This window comes from Kitasatospora sp. NPDC001175 (assembly GCF_053598215.1).
On the sequence record NZ_JBSFJU010000011.1, the window covers coordinates 66,027 to 91,280 of the forward strand.

At 72.3% G+C, this 25,254-nt stretch carries 21 protein-coding genes and 1 tRNA gene; 5 read left to right on the plus strand and 17 right to left on the minus strand.

From position 1 onward, the window contains the following. Positions 1 to 50: 50 nt before the first annotated feature. Together ACWDAK_RS11040 and ACWDAK_RS11045 are read right to left on the minus strand one after the other, a co-directional pair. Positions 51 to 1,310: a serine hydroxymethyltransferase gene (locus tag ACWDAK_RS11040; RefSeq protein ID WP_344639456.1), complete on the minus strand. Its 1,260-nt coding sequence runs from the start codon at positions 1,308 to 1,310 to the stop codon at positions 51 to 53. A gap of 139 nt (positions 1,311 to 1,449) precedes the next feature. Continuing rightward, entirely contained in the window at positions 1,450 to 2,361 is a 912-nt protein-coding gene (locus tag ACWDAK_RS11045; RefSeq protein ID WP_427393793.1) for a helix-turn-helix domain-containing protein, read from the minus strand. Positions 2,362 to 2,458: 97 nt separating this feature from the next. Here ACWDAK_RS11045 and ACWDAK_RS11050 point away from each other — a divergent pair, with 97 nt between their 5' ends. Next, the gene (locus ACWDAK_RS11050; protein WP_427393794.1) at positions 2,459 to 3,952 is read left to right on the plus strand and encodes an alpha/beta fold hydrolase; all 1,494 of its coding nucleotides are present in this window, start codon (positions 2,459 to 2,461) and stop codon (positions 3,950 to 3,952) included. A 192-nt stretch (positions 3,953 to 4,144) separates the two neighbouring features. Here the strand turns inward: ACWDAK_RS11050 and ACWDAK_RS11055 are convergent, their stop codons facing one another. The 13 genes from ACWDAK_RS11055 to ACWDAK_RS11115 form a co-directional block, all read right to left on the minus strand. Further along, positions 4,145 to 4,798, minus strand: coding sequence for an arsenate reductase/protein-tyrosine-phosphatase family protein (locus ACWDAK_RS11055; RefSeq protein WP_344639508.1), 654 nt, complete (start codon positions 4,796 to 4,798; stop codon positions 4,145 to 4,147). Positions 4,799 to 4,836: 38 nt separating this feature from the next. Further along, the gene (locus ACWDAK_RS11060) at positions 4,837 to 5,484 is read right to left on the minus strand and encodes an L-threonylcarbamoyladenylate synthase (RefSeq protein WP_344639453.1); all 648 of its coding nucleotides are present in this window, start codon (positions 5,482 to 5,484) and stop codon (positions 4,837 to 4,839) included. A 214-nt stretch (positions 5,485 to 5,698) separates the two neighbouring features. Continuing rightward, positions 5,699 to 6,565 carry a peptide chain release factor N(5)-glutamine methyltransferase gene (gene prmC, locus ACWDAK_RS11065; protein ID WP_344639452.1) on the minus strand — a complete coding sequence of 289 codons (867 nt, stop codon included), beginning with the start codon at positions 6,563 to 6,565 and terminating at the stop codon, positions 5,699 to 5,701. Positions 6,566 to 6,585: 20 nt separating this feature from the next. Continuing rightward, the gene (prfA, locus tag ACWDAK_RS11070; protein ID WP_344639451.1) at positions 6,586 to 7,662 is read right to left on the minus strand and encodes a peptide chain release factor 1; all 1,077 of its coding nucleotides are present in this window, start codon (positions 7,660 to 7,662) and stop codon (positions 6,586 to 6,588) included. A gap of 139 nt (positions 7,663 to 7,801) precedes the next feature. Beyond that, positions 7,802 to 8,023, minus strand: a complete 222-nt coding sequence (gene rpmE, locus ACWDAK_RS11075; RefSeq protein WP_344639450.1) for a 50S ribosomal protein L31 — start codon at positions 8,021 to 8,023, stop codon at positions 7,802 to 7,804. A gap of 121 nt (positions 8,024 to 8,144) precedes the next feature. After that, positions 8,145 to 9,221: an LCP family protein gene (locus ACWDAK_RS11080; RefSeq protein WP_427393795.1), complete on the minus strand. Its 1,077-nt coding sequence runs from the start codon at positions 9,219 to 9,221 to the stop codon at positions 8,145 to 8,147. Between the two features lie 158 nt (positions 9,222 to 9,379). Then, complete coding sequence (gene rho, locus ACWDAK_RS11085) at positions 9,380 to 11,452, minus strand: transcription termination factor Rho (RefSeq protein ID WP_344639448.1); 2,073 nt, start codon at positions 11,450 to 11,452, stop codon at positions 9,380 to 9,382. A 614-nt stretch (positions 11,453 to 12,066) separates the two neighbouring features. Further along, positions 12,067 to 12,984, minus strand: a complete 918-nt coding sequence (gene thrB, locus ACWDAK_RS11090; RefSeq protein ID WP_344639447.1) for a homoserine kinase — start codon at positions 12,982 to 12,984, stop codon at positions 12,067 to 12,069. A 391-nt stretch (positions 12,985 to 13,375) separates the two neighbouring features. Next, complete coding sequence (thrC, locus tag ACWDAK_RS11095) at positions 13,376 to 14,482, minus strand: threonine synthase (protein ID WP_344639446.1); 1,107 nt, start codon at positions 14,480 to 14,482, stop codon at positions 13,376 to 13,378. A gap of 7 nt (positions 14,483 to 14,489) precedes the next feature. Then, positions 14,490 to 15,782, minus strand: a complete 1,293-nt coding sequence (locus ACWDAK_RS11100) for a homoserine dehydrogenase (protein WP_344639445.1) — start codon at positions 15,780 to 15,782, stop codon at positions 14,490 to 14,492. A gap of 129 nt (positions 15,783 to 15,911) precedes the next feature. Further along, on the minus strand, positions 15,912 to 17,303 hold the full coding sequence (gene lysA, locus ACWDAK_RS11105) for a diaminopimelate decarboxylase (RefSeq protein WP_344639444.1): 1,392 nt from the start codon (positions 17,301 to 17,303) through the stop codon (positions 15,912 to 15,914). 99 nt (positions 17,304 to 17,402) lie between these two features. Then, positions 17,403 to 19,067, minus strand: coding sequence for an arginine--tRNA ligase (argS, locus tag ACWDAK_RS11110; RefSeq protein WP_344639443.1), 1,665 nt, complete (start codon positions 19,065 to 19,067; stop codon positions 17,403 to 17,405). A 92-nt stretch (positions 19,068 to 19,159) separates the two neighbouring features. Further along, positions 19,160 to 19,627, minus strand: a complete 468-nt coding sequence (locus ACWDAK_RS11115; RefSeq protein ID WP_344639507.1) for a response regulator — start codon at positions 19,625 to 19,627, stop codon at positions 19,160 to 19,162. A 203-nt stretch (positions 19,628 to 19,830) separates the two neighbouring features. Here ACWDAK_RS11115 and ACWDAK_RS11120 point away from each other — a divergent pair. The 3 genes from ACWDAK_RS11120 (at position 19,831) to ACWDAK_RS11130 (ending at position 21,190) form a co-directional block, all read left to right on the plus strand. Then, a tRNA-Arg gene (locus ACWDAK_RS11120) sits at positions 19,831 to 19,902 on the plus strand. Between the two features lie 238 nt (positions 19,903 to 20,140). Beyond that, positions 20,141 to 20,485: a hypothetical protein gene (locus ACWDAK_RS11125; RefSeq protein WP_344639442.1), complete on the plus strand. Its 345-nt coding sequence runs from the start codon at positions 20,141 to 20,143 to the stop codon at positions 20,483 to 20,485. A gap of 129 nt (positions 20,486 to 20,614) precedes the next feature. Further along, on the plus strand, positions 20,615 to 21,190 hold the full coding sequence (locus ACWDAK_RS11130) for a methyltransferase family protein (protein WP_427393796.1): 576 nt from the start codon (positions 20,615 to 20,617) through the stop codon (positions 21,188 to 21,190). Between the two features lie 28 nt (positions 21,191 to 21,218). On the opposite strand, the gene ACWDAK_RS11135 is transcribed toward ACWDAK_RS11130, so the two are convergent. Together ACWDAK_RS11135 and ACWDAK_RS11140 are read right to left on the minus strand one after the other, a co-directional pair. Beyond that, the gene (locus tag ACWDAK_RS11135) at positions 21,219 to 22,136 is read right to left on the minus strand and encodes a trypsin-like serine peptidase (protein ID WP_344639440.1); all 918 of its coding nucleotides are present in this window, start codon (positions 22,134 to 22,136) and stop codon (positions 21,219 to 21,221) included. 351 nt (positions 22,137 to 22,487) lie between these two features. Next, complete coding sequence (locus ACWDAK_RS11140) at positions 22,488 to 24,200, minus strand: DUF885 domain-containing protein (RefSeq protein WP_344639439.1); 1,713 nt, start codon at positions 24,198 to 24,200, stop codon at positions 22,488 to 22,490. Positions 24,201 to 24,393: 193 nt separating this feature from the next. Between ACWDAK_RS11140 and ACWDAK_RS11145 the strand changes: the two genes are divergently transcribed. Further along, entirely contained in the window at positions 24,394 to 25,221 is an 828-nt protein-coding gene (locus ACWDAK_RS11145) for a TetR/AcrR family transcriptional regulator (RefSeq protein ID WP_344639438.1), read from the plus strand. Positions 25,222 to 25,254 lie beyond the last annotated feature (33 nt).

A 25,254-nucleotide genomic window follows, 5' to 3' on the forward strand; every position in this document is an offset into this window, starting at 1 on the left:
GGTTCGCCTCACCCCCGTTTTCTCCGCCGCCGACGCGACCCCGGCCCCGCTCAGCGCACCCCGAAGGCCGCCGCCAGCTCCCGCACCCGGGCGCCGATCACGGGGTCGGGGCCGTCGGTCAGCAGCCGCCCGATCAGTGCCCCGACCTCGGCGAACTCGCTCCGCCCCAGGCCCTGGGCGGCCAGCGCGCCGGTACCGAGCCTGATGCCCGACCCCTCGGCCGCGGGTGCCGGGTCGTACGGCAGCGCGCACTTGCCGAGCATCAGCCCGGCCGCCGCGCAGCGCTGCTCGGCCTCCCGGCCGCTCAGCCCGAGCGGGCTGACGTCGGCGGTCACCAGGTGGGTGTCGGTGCCGCCGGTCTGCGGCCGGGCCCCCGCGGCCGCCAGCACCTCGCCCAGGGCGCGGGCACCGTCCACCGCCCGGTGCAGGTACTCGGCGAACGCCGCCGTTGCGGCCTCGGCGAAGGCCACCGCCTTGCCCGCCACCTCGTTCATCGCCGCCCCGCCCTGACTGAACGGGAACACCGCCCGGTCCACCCGCTCGGCCAACTCGGCCGAGCAGAGCAGCAGCCCACCGCGCGGGCCGCGCAGCAGCTTGTGCGTGGCGGCCACGGTCACATCCGCGTACGGCACCGGCGAGGGGGCCACTCCCCCGGCGATCAGTCCGGTGATCTGGGCGACGGAGGCGATCAGATAGGCGTCCACTTCGTCTGCGATCTTCCGGAATCCGGCCCAGTCCAGATGTCGGGGATAGGAAATTCCGCCCGCGACGATGGCTTTCGGCCGGTGCAGTCTCGCCAGTTCGCGCACCTGGTCGAGATCGATCAACTGGTCGTCCTCGCGCACCCCGTAACCGATGAAGTCGAACCAGCGGCCGGAGAAGTTCGCCCGCGAGCCGCAGCTGAGATGCCCGCCGTGCTGCAGGGACATCGCCAGCACCACGTCACCGGGCCGCAGCAGTGCCGCGTAGGCCGCGAGCATCGCCGAAGTGGCCGACCGGGGCTGGACGTTGGCGTGCTCGGCGGCGAACAGCTGCCTGGCCCGGTCGATCGCCAGCAGCTCGGCGGCGTCCGCCAGCGCACAGCCCGCGTGGTGCCGCCGCCCCGGGTAGCCCTCGGCGTACTTGTCGATCAGCGGTCCGCCCAGCGCCGCCAGCACCGCCGGGCTGGTGACGTTCTCCCCCGCCAGCAGCTGCAGGCTCTCGGCCCGGCGGACCGCCTCGGCGGCCAGCAGATCGGCCAGCTGGGGGTCGGCCTGCCGCAGGGCCGCTGCGGCCTCCCAGTGCACCTGTGCGGCATCGGTGACGGTCATGGCGGCACTCCCGGGCAGCGGCGGGCGGATCCCCTCCAGCGTAGGACCGGGCCCCGCTTCCGGCCCGCCGACGCGAGCCAGCAGACACCTTTCGGGCCTGTCCGGCGGATTCCCGCGCCGGCCCCGCGCCCCGAAGGCGTCAGCGCGCCGCCTGGTCGACCTGGCTGTCCAGGGCGGCGCGCAGCCAGTCGTCGGTGGCACCGAGGGTCGGCTCCGCCGACGTGGACAGTTCGGCGCCGAGCTGCCAGTAGCCGTCCATGACGGAGTCCGCCGACTGGGCCAGCAGGCCGCTGAGCCGGCTGCGGAAGGCCGGGGTGTCCCGCGTCCGGTGGAAGCGGGCGTGGGCGGCGACGAAGCAGTCGAGCGCCTCGCCCTCGTACGGCCGCGCCCGCGCCCGCAGGTCCGGAGCGGCCAGCCCGTACGCCTCGGCCAGGCCGTCGTAGAGCACGGCCGGGTCCTTGCCCTGGCAGTGGGATTCCGGTCGGCAGTGGCCCAGGCGGGCTTCGGAGGTGAGGGCGTGCAGCCGGGCGAAGGCCAGCACCTGGGCCGGGGTCGGATCCGCGGGCGGTTGCGGAACCGCCGCTTCGACGATCGAGGAGAACAACCGGGCCGGCAGCCGCGCGGGCAGTACCTGGCGCCAGAACCGCACCATCGGGGCCGTGCTGGGCGGGGTGGCCACGGCACCGATCAGGCGCAGCCGGTCGACGCGCTCCTCGGCGGTGCAGTCCCGGAGCAGCTGGAGGGCGGCCTCCCGCCAGCGCAGGGCGGCCAGCTGCGAGCCGAGCTCCTTCAGCTGCCCCGCGATGACGTCCTCCAGCGCGCCCTCCCGGTCCAGGACCCGGCCCACCTCCGGGACCGGCAGGTCGAGGGTGCGCAGCGAGCGGATCAGGCGGAGCCTCCCGAGCGCCTCGGGGGCGTACCGGCGGTGCCCCCCGGTGCTGCGGCCGGCCTCGGGCAGCAGTCCGCGGTCCGAGTAGAAGCGGACGGTCTTCACGGTGACGCCCGCGCGCTCGGCCAGTTCTCCGATGCTCAACGTGCTTTCAGGACTCAAGGCTTGAACCTCCCTCAGGGGGAGTTCCTACCGTACCGGGGAGCGCGGGCGGCCTCCGGGGCCGACCGTGCGGACCGAGACGTGCAAGGAGACGATCATGACTGCGTTCGTGCTGGTGCCGGGCAGCTACACCGGCGGCTGGATCTGGCAGGAGGTGGCCGCCCGGCTGCGGGAGTCGGGGGCCGAGGTGCACCCGGTGACACTCACCGGCATGGGCGAGGGCCGCGATCTCGCGGGTCCCGACACGGATCTGGACACCCACATCGAGGACCTGGTGCGACTGATCGACCAGGTGGACGCTCCGGAACTGGTCATCGTCGGCCACGACTACGGCATCCACCCCGTGCTGGGCGCCGCCGACCGGCGCCCCGAGCGGATCTCCCGGATCGTCTACCTGGACGCGGGCCTGGTCCTGGACGGTGAGTCGGTCCTCGACCTGCTGCCCGACCCGGCGGTCCGGGACCGGCTGCTGCGGCAGGCCGAGGACAGCGGACTGATCTCCCCGCCGTCGCTCGACGACTGGCCGTCCCTGGGCAGCACCGCCGGCGTCCCGGCGGACTCACTGGCCCGGCTGGTCGAGCTTGCCGCACCGCAGCCGCTGGGCACGTTCAGCCGGCCGCTGCGGCTGTCGGGGGCGGCCTCCGGGATTCCGACGTCCGGCATCCTGTGCACCGCCAACGGGCTGAGCATCGCCATGGTCGAGACCGTGGCACGCATGGGAGAGCCGCGCTTCAAGCCGCTCCTCGACCCCAGGGTGGGCATCTTCGAACTCGCGACCGGGCACTGGCCGATGCTGTCCTGCCCCGACGAGCTGGCCGAGGTACTGCTCCGGGCCGCCGCGGGCGAAGGGCACCGGCTGTCCGCACCGGAGCAGCCCGCACTCCACCGGCCCTTCGTGCTGGACGTACCGGAGCGTGGGCGCGAGCGGGTGGGGCACGTCGACCTGTACCTGCCCGACGCCGACGGCCCCAGGCCGGCCGTGGTGTTCGTCCACGGCGGCCCCGTTCCCCCCGGCATGCGGCCCAGGCCGCGGGAGTGGCCGGCCTTCGTGGGCTACGGCCGGTACGCGGCGAGTCTGGGAGCGGTCGGCGTGACGATGGAGCACCGGTTGCACGACACCCGCTCCTACGAGCAGTCCGCCGAGGACGTCGCGGCGGCGGTCGAACTCGTCCGAGCCGATCCGCGCGTCGACGGGGAACGGGTCGCCCTGTGGTTCTTCTCCGGCGGCGCACTGCTGTCCGCGGACTGGCTCGCGACGCCGCCGCCGTGGCTGCGGTGCGTGGCGGCGACCTACGCCATGCTCGCGCCGATGCCGGCCTGGGGGCTCGGGGAGTCCCGGTTCCGTCCGGCGGCCGCGCTGCGTTCCGCGGGCCGGCTGCCGATCGTGCTGACCCGGGTGGAGCTGGACATCCCGGAGATCGCGGCGTCGGGCGAGGAGTTCCTGGCCGCCGCCGAGGACTGCGGGGCCGATGTCGAGGTGATCGACGTGCCGCTCGGCCACCACGGGTTCGAGACGCTCGACCACACCGACGAGGCACGCGCCGCCGTGGAGCACGCGATGCGGTCGGTGCTGGGGCACCTGCGGGGATGAGTCCTGCCGCTCCCGAGCCGGTCGGGGGACTGCTCGGGGGCGGGAGTACCGCCCTTCGCCGGGGCACTGCTTCGGGGGGCGGGCCGTGGTTTCGTCGAAGCGCCGGTACGGGCCACGGGGCGGTGGCGCCCCCGGCCCGGGGGTGATCGGCCGGGCCGGGGGCGCCTCGCCGTCGCCGAGCGCCCCCGCGATTCAGGCCGCGTGGCCGGGAACGCCGGTGAGGGCGGTGACCACGGGTTCGACGGCGTCGAATATCTCCTCGCCGCAGTTGCGGAACATCCCGATCGGTGCGCCGTAGGGATCGTGCACCTCGTCCGCCTCCGGCGAGGCGGCGAGCAGCCACCCCCGCAGCGCGGCCGCCGAGCGGACCAGCGCCCGGGCCCGCTGGGTGACGTCCGCGCCCTGCCGCGGGTCCGGCAGCGTGCTCGGGTCGATCCGCCGCACCAGCCGGGTGAACTCCTTCAGCGTGAAGGTCCGCAGCCCGGCGGTGTGGCCCATCGAGATGACCTGCGCCCGGTGGTCCAGGGTTGCGGTGAGCACCAGGTCGGCCTCGACCACGTGCTCGTCCAGTAGTTCACGGCCGACGAAACCCGCGCTGTCCGCGCCGTACTCGTCCAGCACCGTCGCCGCGTGGGCCTCCATCGGCGCGCCCTCGTGCCCCCAGGTGCCGGCGCTCTCGACCAGGATCCGGTCGGCGGCGGACCCGCGCAGCCGGACGTCCAGCTCGTGCCGGGTCAGCCGCTCGGCGATCGGCGACCGGCAGATGTTGCCGGTGCAGACGAACAGGATCCGGAAGGTCTCCAGCGGCCGGGGCGAGACGGTGAGGTACCCGGGGTACTCGGGTATGCCGGAGGCCGGACCGGCGCCGTGCAGCGAGGCCGCTGTCAACTGCCGGCCTCCAGGTCCGGGACGACCTCCCTCAGCTGCTCGACGCTGACCGCGCCCGCCCGCAGCAGGACCGGGACCTTGCCCGTGACGTCCACGATGGTGGAGGGGGTGGCGTGCTCGGCCGTACCGCCGTCCAGGTAGACCGCGACCGACTCGCCGAGCTGGGCGAAGGCGTCGTCGCAGGTCGCGGGCGCCGGGCTGCCGCTCTTGTTGGCGCTGGAGACGGCCAGCGGACCGGTGTTGTTGAGCAGCTCGATGGCGACCGGGTGCAGCGGCATCCGGACCGCGACGGTGCCCCGGGTCTCGCCGAGGTCCCAGCGCAGCGAGGGCTGGTGCTTGGCGACCAGGGTCAGACCGCCCGGCCAGAACGCGTCGACCAGCTCCCAGGCCTGCTCGGAGAAGTCGGTGACCAGGCCGTGCAGGGTGGTCGGCGAGCCGACCAGCACCGGCGAGGGCATGTTGCGGCCTCGCCCCTTGGCGGCCAGCAGCCCGCCGACGGCCTCCGGGCTGAAGGCGTCGGCACCGATGCCGTACAGGGTGTCCGTGGGCAGCACCACCAGCTCGCCGCGGCGGATCGCCGAGGCGGCCTCGCGCAGGCCCGTGGCCCGGTCACCGGCATCGGCACAGTCGTATCGGCGGCTCATCGGTACGGTCCCCTTCCAGGATGGCTCAGGTCGGTCCGGACGGCGTGTATCACGGCGACGCCCTCCGGGCCGTCGTGCTCTGCTCGGTCGTTCACCACGACGCGCCCGGGCGGTCGTGCTCTGCTCGGTCGTTCACCACGACGCGCCCGGGCGGTCGTGCTCTGCTCGGTCGTTCACCACGCCACACCCGGGCGGTCGTGCTCTGCTCGACGGCTCACAACGACGCCCTCCGGGCGGTTGTGAAGCGCGGCCGGTTGTTCAGGTCCCGGTGGTCGGCGGCGTCCGTCCAGCCGGCATCCTCGTTGAAGATCCACGGCACCTGGCCGCCCTGGGTGTCGGCGTGCTCGATGACGACCGCGCCGCCCGGCCGCAGCAGGCGGGCCGCGACCCGCTCGATGCCACGGATGGTGTCCAGCCCGTCCTCACCGGAGAACAGGGCCAGCTCCGGGTCGTGGTCGCGGGCCTCGGGGGCGACGTACTCCCACTCGGTGAGCGGGATGTACGGCGGGTTGCTGATCACCAGGTCGAAGCGGCCGTCCCAGGAGCGGTCGTCCTCGAAGGCGCGGGTCGCGTCCCCGGCGTGCAGGGTGACGCGGGCCCGGTCGGAACTGGCGGCGATGTTCCGGCGGGTGTACTCCAGCGCCTTCTCGTCCATCTCGAAGGCGTGCACGATGGAGCGCGGCAGCTCCTGCGCGAGCGCCAGCGCGATGGCGCCGGAGCCGGTGCACAGGTCGACCACCAGGGGCTCGGCAACGTCCATGTCGCGCACGGCGTTTATGGCCCACTCGACGACCGTCTCGGTCTCCGGCCGGGGTACGAACACCCCGGGGCCCACCTCCAGCTCCAGGTAGCGGAAGAACGCCCGCCCCGTGATGTGCTGCAGCGGCTCGCGCGCCTCCCGGCGCGCGATCGCCTCCCAGTACCGGGCGTCGAAGTCGGCGTCCTTGACCGTGTGCAGCTGGCTGCGCTTGACGTTGTGGATGTACGCCGCGAGCTCCTCCGCGTCGAAGCGCGGCGACGGCACGCCGGCCGCGGCCAACCGCTGGGTGGCCTGGGCCACCTCGGCGAGCAGCAGGTTCATCCGACCGACCCCTTAGGTACTCAGTTCTCCTGGGCGGCGGCCAGCTTGGCTGCCGCGTCGGCGTCCACGCAGGACTGGATCACCGCATTGAGGTCGCCGTCCAGGACCTGGTCCAGGTTGTACGACTTGAAGCCCGTGCGGTGGTCGGAGATGCGGTTCTCCGGGAAGTTGTACGTACGGATCCGCTCCGAGCGGTCCACCGTGCGGACCTGGCTGCGGCGGGCGTCGGAGGCCTCCCGCTCGGCCTCCTCCTGCGCGGCGGCCAGCAGGCGCGACCGCAGGATGCGCATCGCCTGCTCCTTGTTCTGCAGCTGGCTCTTCTCGTTCTGGCAGGAGGCCACGATACCGGTCGGCAGGTGGGTGATCCGGACCGCCGAGTCGGTGGTGTTGACGGACTGGCCGCCAGGACCGGAGGAGCGGTAGACGTCGATCCGCAGGTCGTTGGCGTGGATCTCGACCTCGACCTCCTCGGCCTCGGGGGTGACCAGCACGCCCGCCGCCGAGGTGTGGATCCGGCCCTGCGACTCGGTGGCCGGCACCCGCTGCACCCGGTGCACGCCGCCCTCGTACTTCAGCCGGGCCCAGACGCCGTTGCCGGGCTCGGTGCCGCCCTTCGTCTTCACCGCGACCGAGACGTCCTTGTAGCCGCCGAGGTCCGACTCGTTGGCGTCGATGATCTCGGTCTTCCAGCCGACCCGCTCGGCGTACCGCAGGTACATCCGCAGCAGGTCGCCGGCGAACAGCGCGGACTCCTCGCCGCCCTCGCCCGCCTTGACCTCCAGGATGACGTCCTTGTCGTCGTTGGGGTCGCGGGGGACGAGCAGCAGCCGCAGTTCCTCGGTCAGCTCCTCGCGGCGGGCCTCGGAGTCCTTCACCTCGGCGAAGAAGTCCGGGTCCTCCGCCGCGAATTCGCGGGCGGCCTCGATGTCGTCGCCGGCCTGCTTCCAGGACAGGTAGGTCCGGGTGATCGGGGTCAGCTCGGCGTAGCGCTTGGCCAGCTTGCGGGCGTTCGCCTGGTCGGCGTGGACGGACGGGTCGGCCAGCCTCTTCTCGAGGTCGGCGTGCTCGACGAGGAGCTCTTCGACTGCCTCGAACATGGGATGGGCCTACTTCCGTGAGAGACGCGCCGCCGGGGGGTGACGCGCGGGTGACGGCTGCGGGGGAGAGACACGAACGGCGCCGGTCCCGGTGCCCCCGCCGAGTACGGGGGCACCGGAGACCGGCGCCGAGTGAGCGCTAGGCCTTCGCGCTGTGCTGCTTGCCGAAGCGGGCCTCGAAGCGGGCCACGCGGCCACCGGTGTCGAGGATCTTCTGCTTGCCGGTGTAGAACGGGTGGCACTGCGAGCAGACCTCGGCGCGGATCTCGCCACTGGTCTCGGTGGACCGGGTGGTGAACTCGTTGCCACAGGTGCAGGTCACCTTGGTGACCACGTACTCGGGGTGAACGTTGGGCTTCAAGGGGTTCTCCTAGTGTTCGGGAGGGCACCGGGTCGGCAGCAGGGAGCTGCTCGTGAACCGGGACCGACGGACCAGTCTGCCAGGACCGACCGCTTCTTCCCAAACCGGGTTGCGCTTCCGGTTATTCCGGGCCTCGGCCCGCCTTCGCACTGGGGCTCGCATCGGCCGGGTTGGCGGGCTGGGTGGTCACTATCGAGTGTGGCACCGACTGGTCCGCCCTGAGCGCCGTCCAGAGCCGGTCTGCCTGCGGCTGCTGCGGTACCACCCGGTTCGGGTCACTGGGAGCGGTGCCCACGGGCAGGGTGACCATGGTCAGCTCGTTCGGGCCGATCTTCTTGAGCGTGCCGGCCATGCCCACCAGCGCGTTGACCGAGGCCAGGTCGGAATCGGTGGTGAGGCTCCTGGTGAGGCCGTCGGCCACCGACCAGAGCCGGGTCGGGTCGGAGGTCAGCCCGATGCCGCCGATCTGCTTCATGATCGACTTCACCATCTGCTTCTGCAGCTCGATCCGGCCGAGGTCGCTGCCGTCGCCGACGCCGTGCCGGGTGCGGACGAAGGCGAGCGCCTGGGTCCCGCCCAGGTGGTGGTCGCCGGCCGGCAGGTCGAGGCCGCTGTCCTTGTCCTTGATGCTCACCGTGGTGGTCACGTCCACCCCGCCGATCGCGTCTATGAAATTCGCGAAACCCGAGAAGTCGATCTCCACGAAATGGTCCATCCGCATCCCGGTGAGCTGCTCGGTGGTCTTCACCGCACACGCCGGACCACCGGTCTCGAACGCGGAGTTGTACATCACGCTCCGCGCGGCGGGAACGGTTTTCCCGCCGGCGGTGAGGCATTCGGGACGGGGCACCAGCGTGTCGCGGGGAATGCTCACCACACTGGCCGCGGTGTGGTCCTGGTTGACGTGCACCACCATCGCGGTGTCCGAGCGCGCGGTGCCGTCGGCGTTCCCGCCGGCCAGGTTGCCGTTGCTGCCGCTGCGCGAGTCCGAGCCCAGGACCAGCATGTTGAACGAGCCGTCGGTGGCCGCGGGCGGCCGGGCGGTGCCGAGCTGGGCGTTGATGTCCACGCCCTTGATGTTGCGGTTCAGCTTCCAGTACGCGTATCCGGCGGCCGCGCCGCCGAGGACGAGCAGACCGGCCAGGGTGAACACGGCGATCCGCAGCCATCGGCCGCTATTCCTGCGATGGTCGACCATATTGCCCCCGCTCCTCCACCTGCACGTCATTTCGACCTGCGCACCTTTTCGAGCATAAGCGAAGCAGAGGATTGTAAGGCAATTTCTTAAATTTCCCTTGGAAACGCGTAAGCCCCGGACCGCGCGAAGCGGTCCGGGGCTTACGGTCGGACGGATCGTCAGTCGCCGGAGCCCGGCGTGGTCTTGGCGATCTGCATCAGGAATTCGGCGTTGCTCTTGGTCTGCTTCATCTTGTCCAGCAGCAGCTCGATCGCCTGCTGCGAGTCCAGCGCGTGCAGCACCCGGCGGAGCTTCCAGGTGATGGCCAGCTCCTCGTTGCCCAGCAGGATCTCCTCCTTGCGGGTGGAGGACGCGTCGACGTCGACGGCCGGGAAGATGCGCTTGTCCGAGAGCTTGCGGTCGAGCTTGAGCTCCATGTTGCCGGTGCCCTTGAACTCCTCGAAGACCACCTCGTCGGCCCGGGAGCCGGTCTCCACCAGGGCGGTGGCGAGGATGGTCAGCGAGCCGCCGTTCTCGATGTTGCGCGCGGCACCGAAGAACTTCTTCGGCGGGTACAGCGCGGTCGAGTCGACACCACCGGACAGGATGCGGCCGGAGGCCGGAGCCGCCAGGTTGTAGGCGCGGCCCAGGCGGGTGATCGAGTCCAGCAGGATCACCACGTCGTGGCCCAGCTCCACCAGGCGCTTGGCACGCTCGATGGCGAGCTCGGCGACGGTGGTGTGGTCCTCGGCCGGGCGGTCGAAGGTCGAGGAGATGACCTCGCCCTTCACCGACCGCTGCATGTCGGTGACCTCCTCCGGACGCTCGTCGACCAGGACGACCATCAGGTGGCACTCGGGGTTGTTGTGGGTGATCGCGTTGGCGATCGCCTGCATGATCATCGTCTTGCCGGTCTTCGGCGGGGCGACGATCAGACCGCGCTGGCCCTTACCGATCGGCGACACCAGGTCGATGATGCGGGTGGTCAGGACGCCCGGGTCGGTCTCCAGCCGCAGGCGCTCCTGCGGGTACAGCGGGGTCAGCTTGCCGAACTCGGGGCGGTTGCGGCCGCTGTCCGGGTCCATGCCGTTGACGGAGTCCAGCCGCACCATGGCGTTGAACTTCTCCCGGCGCTCGCCGTCACGCGGCTGGCGCACGGCGCCGGTGATGGCGTCACCCTTGCGCAGACCGTGCTTGCGGACCTGGGCCAGCGAGACGTAGACGTCGTTCTGGCCCGGCAGGTAGCCGGAGGTCCGGACGAAGGCGTAGTTGTCGAGGATGTCCAGGATGCCCGCGACCGGGATCAGGACGTCGTCGTCGCCGATCTGCGGTTCGACGGCGCCGCCCTCGAAGCCCTCGCGGCGGCCGCGGCCACGGCGGTCGCGGTAGCGGCCCCGGCGGCCGCGGCGGCCGTCGCCGTACTCGTCCTCCTCGAAGCCGCCGACGGCCGGCTGGGCGGCCGGCTGACGGCCCTGGCCGCCTTCCTGCACGGCCTGCTGCTGGCCCTGCTGGCCGCCCTCGCGGCGGTCCCGGCGGCTGCGGCGCTCGCGGCGCGACTCCCGCCCGTCGCCGTCCTGCGCGGCCTGGGCCTCGCCGCCCTCCACGCGCTCGCCCTCGCGCCGCTCGCGGCGGTCGCGGCGCTCGCGGCGGCCCTCGGAGCGACCCTCGCCCTCGAAGCCGCGCCCCTCGGCGGGCTTGCCCTCGGCGCGGGTCTCGGTGCGGGTCTCGGCCTTGGCCTCGGCGACCACGGCGGTGGTCGGCTCGGCGGCGGCCTCGGCGACCGGGGCGCCGGCGGCCGCGGTGGCCCGGCGACGGGGGCGCTCGGCGCGTGCGGGCGCGGCGGTGGTCTCGGCGGCGGCCTGGACCGGGATCTCGATCTGCGCGACCGGCTCGGCGGTCGCGGCAGCGGCGGCCCTGGTACGGCGCGCGGGCTTAGCCTCCTCGGCGGCCGGAGCAGCGGCGGCGGGCGCCGCCTTGGCGGTCCGCTTGGCCGGCGCGGCCGCGGCACCGGCGAGCAGCGGGTCCCCGCCGCTCTTCTCCTTGATGGCCTCGATCAGCTGGCTCTTGCGCATGCGTCCGGTACCGCTGATTCCGAGGGTCGAGGCGAGCTTCTGCAGCTCGGCCAGGACCAGGCCGTCCAGGCCCGCGGCGGCGGTACGGCGGCGTCGCGCCGGGGCCGCGGGGGCGGCGGCGGCCGCGTCCGACGCGTCAGCGTCCGGGCGCGCGCCCATCAGATCGGTGGTGTCGCTCACTAAGGGTCCTTCCCTGGAGCGGACGTCGGCCTGTCTGGCTCGGCGACCGGTTGTGCTGTCCTGACCAACGCTCGACTGCGTCGGTCCGAGGCGGTGATCCCCCGAATGGCGGAGCCAGTCCGGGGAGCTGCGATGTGCGGTGCACTGTGGTGCGAAGTGGGCTGCGGATCGGTCTCCCGCCGACCTCGCTGCCTGCGATACCCGGGCCCCCGTCGCGCGGCGGTACCACGGGCCCCGCTCGGCCGTGCCACTAGGGACGAGGCCGAAAAAGCGGGTCAGGTGCCGTCACGGCTTCGGGATGCGGCCGCAATCGCGCAGGCAGGCTGCGTACGCGCTGTGGCGGGCTCCCGGAGAATCGTGGTCCCGTACTTCCGGTTCCTGCTACTGCGGACTGCTCCACAGTGCCGGGGCGGGCTCGGGACGCGGCGCACCGCGCCCCGGAGGGCATCTGGTGCAGCAATGAGGTTAACACTACCGACCCCCTGACACATTCCCCAGCCCTGATCTCGTCAATCGTGTCTGTCCCACGAATCGTGTCCCTCTCACGAATCGCGCCCCATGTCCATTGAATTGCCGCATTCACGCTGTTCAACGTGCCACCCGTGGGAAACGCGTCACAGGTCCAGCGGCAGTACCGCGGCACCGACGCGGTCCAGCTTGAGCCGGTGGACGGCGAACGCCGTGCCCCCGAACTCCGCCAGCCTGTCGGCGCCGGCCTCGTCGGAGAGGGCGAGTACGGTCGGCCCGGCGCCGGAGATGACGGCCGGGACGCCCTCGGCGCGCAGGGCGGCGACCAGGGCGGCGCTGTCCGGCATCGCAGAGGCGCGGTAGTCCTGGTGCAGCCGGTCCTCGGTGGCGGCGAGCAGCAGTTCGGGCTGCCGGGTGAGGGCCTCGACCAGTAGCGCGGAGCGCCCGGCGTTGGCCGCCGCGTCGGCGAGCGGGACGGTCTTGGGCAGCAGGCCGCGGGCCGTCTCGGTGAGCACCTCGGTGGACGGCACGAAGACGACCGGGACGACCTGCTCGGACGGGTCGAGGCGGATCGCGCTGGCCCGCTCCTCGTCCGTCCAGGCGATGGTGAACCCGCCGCGCAGACAGGCCGCGACGTTGTCGGGATGCCCCTCCAGCTCGGTGGCGAGGGCCAGCAGTGCCGCGTCGTCCAGGGCGGACGGGCCGCCGATGGTGACGGCGCGGGCCGCGACGATGCCGGCGCAGATCGCGGCGGAGGAGGAGCCCAGGCCGCGGCCGTGCGGTATCCGGTTGGCGCAGACCACTTCGAGGCCGCGCGGCTGGCCGCCGAGCCGGTCGAAGGCCGCCCGCATCGAGCGGACCAGCAGGTGGTTCTCGTCCCGGGGCAGCGTCTCGGCGCCCTCACCGGCGATGTCCACGCTCAGACCGGATTCGGCGACCCGGACCACGACGTCGTCATAGAGCCCCAGGGCGAGTCCGAAGGCGTCGAATCCGGGGCCGAGATTGGCACTGGAGGCCGGGACTCGGACCCGGACGGCGGCAGCACGGAACGCAGGACCAGCCATGTGTTCGGACTCTCCTGGGGGAAACTCGGGCGTTGCCACGCGGGGCGCGAGGCGCCTCATGCGGCGGACGGTGGGCGGCCCGGTCGCGTCGGGCCGACTTGGTGGGGGGTACCCGGGCGGGGCCCGTGCGGCGAGCCCCGGCGAGGCGGGCGGTCACGTCAGGGCGCGACCCGCCGGGTCCAGACTATCGAAGAGAGGTTCCACAGCGGTACACCCAACAGGCCCCGATCTGCCGTGTTGCCTGTTCTGGCCGGAAAGTGCACGGAAAAGGGGACGAAAAGGGTCGGCCAATTGACACAAAAGGCGCCAGGGCGAGACGTCGAGTGGGCCGGTCCCACAAGGGCCGGCCCACTGCTGACATAATGTCAACCCCGCTGCGGGGTCAAGCCGGTCAGTCCAGCAGTCCGAGGCGGCGGGCCGCCGCCTCCGGGTCGACCGGGACGACCTGCGGCTGCGGCGCACCGGCCACAGCCCAGTCGGGGTCCTTCAGGCCGTTGCCGGTGACGGTGCAGACGATCCGCTGCCCCCGGTCCACCAGCCCGGCCTCCGCCTTGGCCAGCAGGCCGGCCACGCCGGCGGCCGAGGCGGGCTCCACGAAGACACCCTCCTGGGAGGCCAACAACCGGTACGCCGAGAGGATCTGACGATCCGTCACCTTGTCGATGAGGCCGCCGGACTCGTCCCGGGCGGCCAGCGCGTAGTCCCAGGATGCCGGGTTGCCGATCCGGATCGCGGTGGCGATGGTCTGCGGGTGCAGCACCGGGGCGCCGTCCACGATCGGGGCCGAACCGGCGGCCTGGAAGCCCCACATCCGCGGCTTGCGGGAGGCCATCCCGTCCTCGGCGTACTCCCGGTAGCCCTTCCAGTACGCGGTGATGTTGCCCGCGTTGCCGACCGGCAGGACGTGGATGTCGGGGGCGTCGCCCAGCATGTCCACGATCTCGAAGGCGGCGGTCTTCTGACCCTCGATCCGGACCGGGTTGACCGAGTTGACCAGCGCCACCGGGTACTTCTCGGACAGTTCGCGCGCCAGCGTCAGGCAGTCGTCGAAGTTGCCGTCGACCTGGAGGATCCTGGCGCCGTGCACCAGGGCCTGGCCCATCTTGCCGAACGCGATCTTGCCCTGCGGCACCAGCACCGCCGAGACCATCTTCGCCCGCACCGCGTACGCCGCGGCGGAGGCCGAGGTGTTGCCGGTGGAGGCGCAGATGACGGCCTGTGCGCCGTCCTCCTTGGCCTTGGAGATGGCCATGGTCATACCGCGGTCCTTGAAGGACCCGGTCGGGTTGGCGCCCTCGACCTTGAGGTAGACCTCGCAGCCGGTGCGCTCGGAGAGCACCTGGGCGGGGACCAGCGGCGTGCCGCCCTCCAGCAGGGTGACCACGGGGGTGGTGTCGCTCACCGGCAGGCGGTCGCGGTACTCCTCGATCAGGCCGCGCCACTGGTGGGTGTGGGATGCGGTCCGCCCGCTCGGGCGGTCGGCGGTCGCTGCGTTCATCTCTGCCTTACTCCCCTTCGACCCGCATGATGCTGGCCACGTCACGCACGCTGTCCAGCGCGCGCAGCTTGTCGACCGTCGCCGACAGCGCGGCGTCGGTGGCGCGGTGGGTCACCACGACGAGCGAGGCGTCGCCGTCGCGGCCCTGCTGGCGCACGGTGTCGATGGAGACGCCGTGCTCGGCGAAGACCGAAGCCACCTGGGCGAGCACACCCGCGCGGTCGTCGACGTCCAGGCTGACGTGGTAGCGGGTGACGACCTCGCCCATCGGCTTGGCCGGCAGCCTGGTGTAGACCGAGTCGCCCGGGCCGGTGGCGCCGTTCAGCTTGTTGCGGCAGACCGCCACCAGGTCGCCGAGCACCGCCGAGGCGGTCGGCGAGCCGCCGGCGCCGGGGCCGTAGAACATCAGCCGGCCGGCCGCCTCCGCCTCGACGAACACCGCGTTGTACGCCTCGCGCACCGAGGCCAGCGGGTGGCTCAGCGGGATCATCGCCGGGTGGACCCGGGCGGTGACGGAGGCGCCGTCGGCGGCGCGCTCGCAGATCGCCAGGAGCTTGACCACGCAGCCCATCGCCTTGGCCGAGGCGATGTCGGCGGCGGTGACCTCGGTGATCCCCTCGCGGTAGACCTCGGCGGCGGTCACCCGGGTGTGGAAGGCGATCCCGGCCAGGATGGCGGCCTTGGCGGCGGCGTCGAAGCCCTCCACGTCGGCGGTGGGGTCGGCCTCGGCGTAACCGAGCGCGGTGGCCTCCTCCAGCGCCTCGGAGTACCCGGCACCGGTGGAGTCCATCTTGTCGAGGATGAAGTTGGTGGTGCCGTTCACGATGCCCAGCACCCGGTCGACCTTGTCGCCGGCCAGTGACTCGCGCAGCGGGCGGATCAGCGGGATCGCGCCGGCCACGGCGGCCTCGTAGTACAGGTCCACACCGGCCTCGGCGGCGGCCCGGTGCAGTTCGGCACCGTCCTTGGCGAGCAGCGCCTTGTTGGCGCTGACCACCGAGGCGCCCTGCTCGAAGGCCGACAGGATCAGGTGCTTGGAGGGCTCGATGCCGCCGACCACCTCGATGACGACGTCGATGTCGCCCCGGCCCACCAGGGCCTCGGCATCGGTGGTGATCAGGTGCTCAGGCACTCCGGGCCGGACCCGACCGGCGCGGCGGACGGCGATACCGGCGAGCTCGACCGGTGCGCCGATCCGCGCGGCGAGGTCGTCGGCCGTCGTCGTCATGATGCGCGCCACCTCGGAGCCCACCACACCACAGCCCAGCAACGCCACCTTCAGCGGGCGCGTACGCATCATCCGACTCCGCTCTGCATTCTCGGTCTCCGCCGGGCCTTTCCCGATGGCCCGACGGTATTCGTCCATACCAGTCTCGGGGACTTTCCGCACCGATCTACGGCGAGTCCATGATCTGAGACAAGAATTTCGTCAGCCGATATCGAGACGCAGGAGATCCTCCTCCGTCTCCCGGCGGACGATCACCCGGGCCGAACCGTCCGCGACGGCCACCACGGGAGGCTTGAGTGCGTGGTTGTAGTTGCTGGCCATCGAGCGGCAGTACGCCCCGGTGGCCGGCACCGCGAGCAGGTCGCCGGGCGCCAGGTCGGCGGGCAGGAAGGCGTCCCGCACCACGATGTCACCCGACTCGCAGTGCTTGCCCACCACCCTGACCAGCATCGGCTCGGCCTCGCTGGCACGCGAGACCAGCGCGACCGAGTACTCGGCGTCGTACAGCGCGGTGCGGATGTTGTCCGACATCCCGCCGTCCACGCTGACGTAGGTGCGCAGGCCCTCCAGCGGCTTGACCGTGCCCACCTCGTACAGCGTGAACGCGGTCGGGCCGGCGATCGCGCGGCCCGGCTCCACGCTCAGCCGGGGCACCTCCAGTCCGACCGCCCGGCACTCCCGGCGGACGATGGCGGCCAGCGCGGCGGCGATCTCGGCCGGCTCGCGCGGGTCGTCCTCGCTGGTGTACGCGATGCCCAGGCCGCCGCCGAGGTCGATCTCCGGCAGCTCGATCCCGTGCTCGTCGCGGACCTCGGCCAGCAGGCCGACCACCCGGCGGGCGGCCACCTCGAAGCCGGCCGTGTCGAAGATCTGCGAGCCGATGTGCGAGTGGATGCCGCGCAGCTCCAGGCTCGGCTGCGCCAGCACCCGGCGAACGCCCTCGGCCGCCGCGCCCCCGGCGAGCGAGAGGCCGAACTTCTGGTCCTCGTGCGCGGTGGCGATGAACTCGTGGGTGTGCGCCTCCACGCCTACGGTGACCCGGATCAGCACCGGCTGCCTGGTCCCGTGGCGCTCGGCGACGGCGGCCAGTCGCTCGACCTCCTGGTACGAGTCGAGCACCACGTGCCCGACCCCCGCCTTGACGGCCTGCTCCAGCTCGCCCACCGACTTGTTGTTGCCGTGCAGCGCGATCCGCTCCCCCGGCATCCCGCCGGCCAGCGCCACGGCCAGCTCGCCGCCGCTGCACACGTCGAGGTTCAGCCCCTCCTCGTACAGCCAGCGGACCACCGCCTTGGAGAGGAACGCCTTGCCCGCGTAGTACACGTCCGCGCCGTCCCCGAACGCCTCCCGCCAGGCGCGGGCGCGGGCGCGGAAGTCCGCCTCGTCCATGACGTACGCCGGGGTGCCGAACTCGGCCGCCAGCGAACGGACGTCGAGCCCGCCGACGGTGACCACGCCCCGGCCGTCGCGGGCGACGGTACGGGACCAGACCTTGGGATCGAGGGCGTTCAGGTCACTCGGCGGTGCCTGGTAGTGGCCCTCGGGCAGCACGTCGCCGTGGCGCGGCCCGGCGGGGTGGGCGGAGCGGCTCATCTGGCTTCTCTCCCTGGCACTTGCGGCTGGTACTTGCAGAAGGGGGCGGTGGCGGCCCGGCCGGACCGCCACCGCCCCCCGGCAGCGCGGGGACCTCGGCTACATCCGCTCGGGCGCGGAAACGCCCAGCAGGGCCAGGCCGTTGGCCACCACCGTGCGCGTGGCGTCGGCCAGCCAGAGGCGGGCGCGCGTGAGGTCGGTGACCTCCTCGTCGCCCTTGGGCAGGATCTGGCAGTGGTCGTAGAACCGGTGGTACTTCCGGGCCACGTCCTCCTCCAGGTAGCGCGCGACGTGGTGCGGCTCGCGCAGCTCGCCGGCCTTGGCCAGGACGCGCGGGAAGTCGGCGAGGGCGCCCAGCAGTTCGGACTCCCACTCGGTGCTCAGAAGCTCCGGCTTGAAGTCCTCGGCCGAGCCCTTGGTGATGCCCATGCTCTCGGCCTTGCGCCGCACGCCGCACATCCGGGTGTGCGCGTACTGGATGTAGAAGACCGGGTTCTCGCTGGTCTGGCTGGTCAGCAGGTTGATGTCGAGGGTGATGGTGGAGTCGGTGGAGGAGCGCGCCAGCGTGTAGCGGGCGGCGTCCACGCCGATCCAGTCGACCACGTCGTCGATCGTGATGATGTTGCCGGCCCGCTTGGACATCCGGACTTCTTCGCCGTCGCGAAGCATCTTCACGAACTGGCCGATCTTCACCTCGATGTTGCGGTTCATGTCGTCGCCCGCGCAGGCCGCGATGGCCTTGAGGCGGTTGACGTAACCGTGGTGGTCGGCACCGAGCATGTAGACCGAGACCTCGCTGCCCCGGTCCCGCTTGCTCAGGTAGTAGGCGGCGTCGGCGGCGAAGTAGGTGGTGTCGCCGTCGGCCTTGATCAGGACGCGGTCCTTGTCGTCGCCGAAGTCCGTGGTGCGCAGCCAGATCGCGTCGTCCTGGTCGAAGACGTGGCCCTGCTCGCGCAGCCGCTCGATCGACTTGCCGACCGCGCCGGAGTCGTGCAGCGACTTCTCCGAGAACCAGACGTCGAAGTGGGTGCCGAACTCCTCCATCGAACGCTTGATCTCGGCGACCATGAGCGCCAGACCCTGCTCGCGGAAGACTGATCGCTGCTCGTCCTCGGGCAGGTCGAGCAGGCCGGGCACGCTGTCGGTGATCGCCTTGGCGATGTCGCCGATGTACTCGCCGACGTAGCCGTCGGCCGGGACGGGCCGGCCGTTGGCGGCGGCGTGCAGCGAGGCGGCGAACTTGGAGATCTGCACGCCCGCGTCGTTGAGGTAGTACTCGGTGGTGACGTCGGCGCCGGTGGCCCGGAGGATGCGCGCGAGGGAGTCGCCGACGGCCGCCCAGCGGACGCCGCCGATGTGGATCGGGCCGGTCGGGTTGGCGGAGACGAACTCCAGGTTGATCTTCAGGCCCTTGAGCGCCTCGTTGCGGCCGTAGGCCTCGCCCGCCGCGACGATGGTGCGGGCCAGCTCGCCGGCGGAGGCGGCGTCCAGGGTGATGTTCAGGAAGCCCGGGCCGGCGATGTCGACCTTCGCGATGCCGGTGACCTCTCGCAGTCGGGCGGCCACCAGTTCGGCCACGGCTCGCGGCGGCTTGCCGGCCGGCTTCGCGAGCTGGAGGGCCACGTTGGTGGCGTAGTCGCCGTGGTCCCTGTTCTTGGGCCGCTCGACCGTCACGTGCTCGGGCACGGTGACGGTCAGCTCGCCGGCCTCGACGGCGGCGCTCACTGCGGCCTGGACTGCCTGGGAAAGCTCTGCGGGGGTCACGACGCCAAGCCTAGGCGAGAGGGGCGGCGCGCCCGCACCCGGTTTGCCGGTTGGGACACCCGTGCCGCGCCCGTCGGGCGCCCGTCCTTCGCTCAGGGGAGGTCTGTTCGCTGAGGGCAGAATCCGGCGGAGCCCTCGCCGAAGCCGTACGCGAAGCGGCGCCGGCCGCCCGACCCGCCGGTGTCACGCAGCGCCATCAGCCGTCGCACCAGCGCCACCAGGTCCGCCGGGTCGAACGGCTTGCCGAGGTAGCCGTCCACCCCCACCGACTCCCCCCTGGCCAGATCGGCCGGGGTGCAGGCGCTGACGATCGCGATCGGCAACCGGCTGGTCGCGGTGGACGCCCGCAGCCTGGCCGCCGTACGCAGGCCGTCCAGCCGGGGCATGACCACATCCAGCGTCACCACGTCCGGCCGCACCCGGCGGACCACCTCCAGGCATTCGGCCCCGTCGGCGGCGGTCACCACCTGAAAGCCCTCGAGCTCCAGATTGACTCTGATCAGCTGGCGGATCGCCTCGCTGTCATCCACCACGAGGACCCGCCCGGACGTCCCGGACACCACCTCACCGAGGGTATCCGCGCCCGCACCCGCCCGTCCGCGCTTTCCCCGACTTGCACCACCCCTCCGTCGCCCGCACGCCACCCGCCCACGGGCCGTTCGCCACCCCCCTCGCCACCTCGAACCGAAACCCGTGCACGGAGCACTCCTTGAGCCTGGTAATGTTCTCCACGTCGCAGCGTGCAGGACGCGACACCGAGCAGGCCCCCGTAGCTCAGGGGATAGAGCACCGCCCTCCGGAGGCGGGTGCGTAGGTTCGAATCCTACCGGGGGCACTTCGCGAGAAGTGCGGCAAGGCCCAGGTGGCGGAGTTACTCCGCAGACCTGGGCCTTCGTCTTTTTCCCCGTCCGAACCGCCGGGCGCCGAAGGCGAGTTGGAGCCGCTCCGGGGGGTTTCCCGTTGACCGTGCGGACGGGAAACGGTCAACCCGTGTGAGCGCGCAGCGCCGCGGCCAGACCTGGAGCACCGGGCATCGGCGAGATCCGCCGCCGGGAACCAGGAAGGAAGCTCCCATGCGCTCTCCCGTCCGCAGGACCGTCACCGCACTCGCCGTCACCGCCGCCCTGGCCGGCCTCGGGCTCACCGACGCCGTCGCGGCGCCCGCCCACCCGGCCGTCCCGGCCGCCGTGCGGGCCCCCGCCGGGCCGGCCGACACCGAGCCCGCACCGAGCTGCAACGACAACAACAACACCGTCCCGTGCTGGGAGTACGAGACCTGGTACTGGACGTACGAGAACTGCAACAACGCCGGCCCCGGCCGGGTGAACTCCAGTGGCGGCCGCTACGACCACTGGGTCTGCGTGCTGACCCGCAACGGCGTCGGGGTCGGGCTCTGGCTGCACAAGGTCCGCGACTGAGCGCGGCAACAGGGCGGCGGCTCCACCGGGAAGTCCACCCCGGAGTGGAGCCGCTCCACCCGGCCCCGGTGAGACCTTCGAGGCAACCCGCGCACGCAGGTGCGGGCAGCTCCTGGAAGGGGTTCGGCCATGGTGAACTGGGTGCGCACGGCCTTCGACAGCACGATGTGGGTCTGGCTGGCCGCGGAGGGGGTGCTGCAGATCCGGCAGCTGCTGCGGAGCGGGCGGACCAGGCAGCACGAGTGGCGGAGCCTGCTGGTGTTCGCCGGGCTGTCCGTCACGGGTTTCGGACTCGCCGTACCGATCGGACGGGCGCTGCCCGCACTGTCGTACCCGGTGGGCCCGGCCACCTCGGCGGTGCTACTGGTCCTCACCTGGGCCGGGATGGGGCTGCGGCTGTGGTCGATCCACACGCTCGGCCGGTACTTCCGGGGCACCGTGCACATCCAGGAGGGCCACCGGGTGGTCGACCGGGGGCCGTACCGCCGGCTGCGGCACCCCGCCTACACCGGCGCTCTGCTGGCCGCGGCGGCGCTCGCGGTCTCCTTCGGGAACGTGGCGTCCTGGCTGCTGGTGACGGTCTGCCTCGGCCTGGCCGTCGGGTACCGGATCCGGGTGGAGGAGCGGGTGCTGACCACCGCGCTGGGCGAGGCCTACGCCTCGTACGCGGCCCGGACGAAGCGGCTGATCCCCGGCGTCTGGTGACACCGGGGACCGGCGGGGCCGGGGGCCGTCAGGTGCTGTCGGCGGCGGCCTGGTTGTAGAGGTCTCCCACGGCCTTCTCGAAGGTGGCGCTGTAGGAGGTGTCGTCGGTGTCGCCGCCCTGCTGGTAGCCCCCGATGACGCCGATCACCTTGTCGGTGTCGGTGTCGATCCACGGGCCGCCGCTGGTGCCGCCCGGGAACGACGGGCAGTCGATCCGGCGCTGGTGGTCGCTCTGCTTGGTGGTGTCGTTGGTGCAGAGGATGGGCTCCTCGGTGTTGGCGGGGTAGCCGTAGAGGCGGACCCGGGCGCCGAAGTCCACGTTGAGGGCGAGGTTGTTCGCCCCGACCACGTCCTCGATGGAGCGGCCGTTGTTCTGGGCGACCTGGAGGATGGCGAAGTCCTCGTCCTGGTTGCCGTTCTGGGTCCAGCCGGTGGTCTGGTAGAGCTTGGTGACCTGCCAGGTGCCGAACGGGCTCTGGCCGTTGCGGTAGCCCGGGGCGAAGTAGAGGTTGTCGGTGTTGGACGCGCAGTGCGCGGCGGTGAGCAGCAGGTTCTTGCTGCCGCTGTGCACCACGCTGGCGGTGCAGAAGTGGTTGCCGCTGGGCGCCGAGCCGCTGTATAGCGCCCCCACCCGGGAGGACTCGTCGCTGACCGGGGCGACGCCGGTCGTCCCCGGGGCGGGGCGCAGGGACGGCAGGTCGGACGGGTCCCTGCTGGGCGACGGCCCCGCGGCGGCGGACTCGCCGGGTGCGACCTGCACGCTCGGCGTACCGGCCGCGGAGGCGGGGGCGGAGGGTGCGGTGTGACCGGCGGCGACGTGGCTCGAGGCGGCCGCGAGGTGGTGGCCGAAGGCGGTGGTCTCGGTGGTGATGGTGGTGGCGCCCGCTATGGCAGCGGCCGTACCGAGAATGAGGAGGGTGGTCAGCGCCCAGGGGCGACGATTCATGCGCCGGCCTGTCCTTCGATGACGGCTCATCAGGTTGGTCACTCCTGCCCAGCATACGGTTCGCCACACGCTCGGATCTAAGTGCGTACCTTCGACTATGCGGTGATCAACTGGAAATCGCGTGATCCTATGCTGGGAAAGCCGTGAGAATCGGGGGCCCGGCGCCGCTCGCCACGAAGGCCCGGCGGCCTGACCGGGCTCCGTTCGAAAAGATTTTTGACGTTACATCAGACGGGTGCCGGGGCGGCCGGTCGCATCGCGCCCCGGCGGTCCTCCTCCGGGGCGCGGGAGCCGCGCGAGCGCCCCCGCGAAGGTGTCGGGGCCGGTCGCGCGGGTCCTCACGCCCGTGGGTCAGAGCGCGCTGAGCTCGGCGACCAGGTCGTCCAGGCCGAGCGAGCCCTGGGAGAGCGCCGCCATGTGCCACGCCTTGAGGTCGAACTCCTCGCCCCGCGCCTCGGCCCTGGCCTTCGCCTCGGCGCGGCCCCGCAGCCAGGCGCGCTCGCCGAGCTTGTAGCCGATCGCCTGCCCGGGCATGCCGAGGTAGCGGACCAGCTCGCTGTCCAGGAAGTCGGTGGAGAGCCCGCAGTAGCGGCCGAAGAACTCCCGGGCGTCGTCCGGCAGCATCCGCTCGCCCGGCTTGTACGGCGAGTCGGCCGGGAAGTCCAGGTCCGCGTGCATGCCGATGTCCACGATCACCCGCAGCGCGCGCATCATCTGCGCGTTCAGGTAACCGAGGCGGTGGCCGGGGTCGGTGAGGTAGCCGAGCTCGTCCATCAGGCGCTCGGCGTACAGCGCCCAGCCCTCCAGGTTGGCGCTGACGCCGCCCAGGGTGACCTGGTAGGTGGAGAGCCGGTCGGCGACGTACGTCCACTGCGCGAGTTGGAGGTGGTGGCCGGGGACGCCCTCGTGGTACCAGGTGGAGACCAGGTCCCAGACCGGGAAGCTGTCCTTGCCCAGGGTGGGCAGCCAGGTGCGGCCCGGGCGGGAGAAGTCCAACGAGGGCGCGGTGTAGTACGGCGCGGCGGCGCTGCCGGGCGGGGCGATCTTCGACTCGACCTTGAGCAGCGGGTCGGCCAGGTCGAAGTGCTTGCCCTGCAGGTCGTTGATCGCCTGGTCCATCAGGCCCTGGAGGTAGGCGCGGGCCTCCTCCTCGCCCTTGATCGCCGGGCCGTCGGTCTCCAGCCACTTCATGGCCTGCATCGGGGTGGCGCCCGGCAGCACCTTCTCGGCCTCCGCGCGCATCTGCGCGTCCAGGTCGTGGAACTGGCCCCAGGCCCAGGTGTACGCCTCGTCCAGGTCGAGGTCGGCGCCCGTCCAGAACCGCACCCACCGGCGGTAGCGCTCACGGCCGACGGTGTCCGGGGTCTCGGCGGCGGCCGGACCGTAGACGTCGCGCAGCCAGTCGCGGAGCTCGGCGATGGCCTCGGTCGCCGCCACGGCGGTGGCGCTCAGGGCCTCGCGCTGCGCTTCGGGGGCGCCCTGGACGAAGGAGCCGAACCAACCGCCGGCCACGTCGCCCTCCGCCCACTCGGCGATCTGCCCGATCACCGTGGTGACCTGGCGCGGGCCGGACAGCAGACCGCGCTCGATGCCCTCGGCGAGCAGTTCGCGGTACTGCCGGACGGCCAGCGGCACCCGGGCCAACCGGCGGCCGATGATCTCCCACTGCTCGTCGGTGTCGGTGGCCATCAGGGTGAAGGCCTCGCGCACGTTGTGCAGCGGCGAGCCGAGGTTGCGCACCGCGCGGAAGTTCTCGCCCGCGTCGTGGACGGCGAGCTCGGCGGTGAGCCGCTCGCGCAGCAGCCGGGCGCAGCGCCGCTCGGCCTCGTCCAGCTCGGCGGCGGCGCCCTCGGCCTCGTCCAGCTGCGCGAGGGTGCGGCGGGCGAGGTCCGCCAGTTCCTCCTGGCCGGCCGGGGAGAGGTCGGGCAGCCGGTCGTCCTCGGGGTTGAGCCCGAGGTACACCGCGGTCACCGGATCGAGGTCGGCGAGCGCGTGCACATAGGCGTCGGCGATACGGCGAGGGGTGGTGCCGTCCGCGGGAGAGTTGATCAGTTCTTCAACCATTCAGCCATCTTTTCGCAGCTGGGCCGGTTTTCAAGAGTCTTTCGGAGGATGATTGACCGCTGGGGTGGAGGATGTCCGACCGCTGAAGCCTTGGGGGCAGCATCGCCTGTCGGATGGTCAGACCGGCGGCCGCGCGGAGGAAGGCGACCGCGCACCCGAGCCGAACGGCGGGTGGGCCACTACGCTGGCGCGCATGGCAACCAGCTCAGCGATCACCCCCGACCCCGCGCCCGAGGCCGCCTCCCCGGCCTTCGGCACCGCGACGTCCGCGGCGGGCGAGCCCAGGGCGCGGCGCTCCGGCTACCGGAGGCTGCCGGTGCAACAGCGGCGCGAGCAACTGATCGCGGTGGCCCTGGAGTTGTTCGGCAACCGGCCGCCGGAGGAGGTCAGCCTGGACGACGTGGCGGAGGCCGCAGGGGCGTCCAGGCCGCTGGTCTACCGCTACTTCGCGGGCGGCAAGCAGCAGTTGTACGAGGCCGCGCTGCGCACCGCGGCCGAGGAGCTGACCAGCAGGCTCTCGGTGCCCGCCGAGGGCACCCCCACCGAACGGCTGGCCGCCGTGCTGAACCGGTACTTCGGCTTCGTCGCCGAGCACCACACCGGCTATGCCGCACTACTGCGCGGCGGTTCGGTGGTGGAGACGGCGCGCACCTCGGCGACCGTGGACGAGGTACGACGCGCAGCGCTCCGGCAGACGCTGCGCTACCTCGGCGTCCGGGAGGCCGGCCCCCGGCTGACGCTGCTGGTGCGGGCGTGGATCTCGGTGGTGGAGGCGTCCGCGCTGAGCTGGCTCGACGAGGGGCGGCAGATCCCCCAGGAGTCGCTCTGCGCCTGGCTGGTGGACGAGTTCGTGGCGATGGCCGTGGCGGCGGCGGGACACGACGGGCAGACCGCCCGGGCACTGGCGGCCCTGCTGGCACTGGAGCCGGCGGACGGCTCCGCGGCGGCCCTGGTGGCGCAGCTGGCGCCGTTGGCGCAGTCGGCGCGGCCGGCCGGAGCGGGCCCTCGGGCGGAGGGGTAGCCGAGGCGGTCGGTTGCGGCTCCCGACCCGCGT

What these genes read in the sequence shown, in the direction of transcription:
- ACWDAK_RS11040 (WP_344639456.1), bottom strand. Translation starts at nt 1,310, where the DNA reads ATGACCGTCACCGATGCCGCACAGGTGCACTGGGAGGCCGCAGCGGCC.
- ACWDAK_RS11050 (WP_427393794.1), top strand. Translation starts at nt 2,459, where the DNA reads ATGACTGCGTTCGTGCTGGTGCCGGGCAGCTACACCGGCGGCTGGATC.
- ACWDAK_RS11060 (WP_344639453.1), bottom strand. Translation starts at nt 5,484, where the DNA reads ATGAGCCGCCGATACGACTGTGCCGATGCCGGTGACCGGGCCACGGGC.
- prmC (WP_344639452.1), bottom strand. Translation starts at nt 6,565, where the DNA reads ATGAACCTGCTGCTCGCCGAGGTGGCCCAGGCCACCCAGCGGTTGGCC.
- prfA (WP_344639451.1), bottom strand. Translation starts at nt 7,662, where the DNA reads ATGTTCGAGGCAGTCGAAGAGCTCCTCGTCGAGCACGCCGACCTCGAG.
- ACWDAK_RS11080 (WP_427393795.1), bottom strand. Translation starts at nt 9,221, where the DNA reads ATGGTCGACCATCGCAGGAATAGCGGCCGATGGCTGCGGATCGCCGTG.
- thrB (WP_344639447.1), bottom strand. Translation starts at nt 12,984, where the DNA reads ATGGCTGGTCCTGCGTTCCGTGCTGCCGCCGTCCGGGTCCGAGTCCCG.
- thrC (WP_344639446.1), bottom strand. Translation starts at nt 14,482, where the DNA reads ATGAACGCAGCGACCGCCGACCGCCCGAGCGGGCGGACCGCATCCCAC.
- ACWDAK_RS11100 (WP_344639445.1), bottom strand. Translation starts at nt 15,782, where the DNA reads ATGATGCGTACGCGCCCGCTGAAGGTGGCGTTGCTGGGCTGTGGTGTG.
- lysA (WP_344639444.1), bottom strand. Translation starts at nt 17,303, where the DNA reads ATGAGCCGCTCCGCCCACCCCGCCGGGCCGCGCCACGGCGACGTGCTG.
- ACWDAK_RS11125 (WP_344639442.1), top strand. Translation starts at nt 20,141, where the DNA reads ATGCGCTCTCCCGTCCGCAGGACCGTCACCGCACTCGCCGTCACCGCC.
- ACWDAK_RS11130 (WP_427393796.1), top strand. Translation starts at nt 20,615, where the DNA reads ATGGTGAACTGGGTGCGCACGGCCTTCGACAGCACGATGTGGGTCTGG.
- ACWDAK_RS11135 (WP_344639440.1), bottom strand. Translation starts at nt 22,136, where the DNA reads ATGAATCGTCGCCCCTGGGCGCTGACCACCCTCCTCATTCTCGGTACG.
- ACWDAK_RS11140 (WP_344639439.1), bottom strand. Translation starts at nt 24,200, where the DNA reads ATGGTTGAAGAACTGATCAACTCTCCCGCGGACGGCACCACCCCTCGC.
- ACWDAK_RS11145 (WP_344639438.1), top strand. Translation starts at nt 24,394, where the DNA reads ATGGCAACCAGCTCAGCGATCACCCCCGACCCCGCGCCCGAGGCCGCC.